This window comes from Streptomyces hyderabadensis, from assembly GCF_020404845.1.
GTDB classification, from domain to species: domain Bacteria; phylum Actinomycetota; class Actinomycetes; order Streptomycetales; family Streptomycetaceae; genus Streptomyces; species Streptomyces hyderabadensis.
Genome location: NZ_JAIOJZ010000135.1, coordinates 1 through 1,095, shown reverse-complemented (window position 1 = coordinate 1,095; position 1,095 = coordinate 1). Strand labels below are relative to the sequence as shown.

The 1,095-nt window shown below is 69.3% G+C and carries 1 protein-coding gene; it reads left to right on the top strand.

Annotation, left to right across the window (positions count from 1 at the left end):
* On the top strand, window positions 1-1,095 hold a 1,095-nt coding region (locus K7854_RS37215; RefSeq protein WP_226030979.1), incomplete at both ends, for an acyltransferase domain-containing protein.

Here is a 1,095-nt window from a genome sequence, read left to right as displayed (position 1 = left end):
TCTGGGGCACCCGGTCCTTGCGGTGGTGCGGGGCAGTGCGGTCAATCAGGACGGTGCGTCGAACGGTCTGACGGCTCCGAACGGTCCGTCTCAGCAGCGGGTGATCCGGCAGGCGCTGGCCAACGCGGGATTGGAAGCCGCGCAGGTGGATGTGGTGGAGGGTCACGGTACGGGTACGTCGCTGGGTGATCCGATCGAGGTGCAGGCGTTGCAGGCCACGTACGGGCAGGGCCGTGCAGAGGGGCGGCCGTTGTGGTTGGGGTCGTTGAAGTCGAACATCGGGCATGCGCAGGCCGCGGCGGGTGTGGGCGGTGTGATCAAGATGGTGATGGCGTTGCGGGAGGGCGTCCTGCCGCGGACGCTGCACGCCGACGAACCCTCTCCCCACATTGACTGGTCGGCGGGTCAGGTACGGCTGCTCACCGAACCGCGCGAGTGGCCCGAGGCCCGGGAGCCGCGGCGGGCGGGGGTGTCGTCGTTCGGGTTCAGTGGCACCAACGCGCACGTGATCATCGAGCAGGCCCCCGAGCCCACCGCTCCCGCGGAGGCCGAGCCCTGGAACGGGGGCGCCCTCCCGTGGGTCCTGTCGGCGGCGTCCCCTCAGGCCCTGCGCGCACAAGCCGAGCGGCTGCGCTCACACGTCACCGAACACCCCGAACTCCGACCGGTGGACGTGGCCTTCTCCCTCGCCACGACGCGCAGCGCGCTGGAGCACCGAGCTGTGGTCGTCGGCTCCGACCGGAACGAACTTCTCGCCACCCTGGATGAGTTGTCCCTCACCGGCCCTGTGGTGGAGGGAATGTCCGCCTTCCTGTTTACGGGTCAGGGTGCTCAGCGGTTGGGGATGGGGCGGGAGTTGTATGGCGTTTTCCCGGTGTTCCGGGAGGCGTGGGACGAGGTGTGTGCCGTTCTGGATCCGTTGCTGTCGTGTGGGCTGGGTGAGGTGGTGTGGGGCGGGGATGCGGAGGTGTTGTCGCGGACGGAGTTCACGCAGCCGGCGTTGTTCGCGGTGGAGGTGGCGTTGTTCCGGTTGCTGGAGTCGTGGGGGGTGCGGCCGGATGCGGTGGCGGGGCATTCGATCGGTGAGATCGCTGC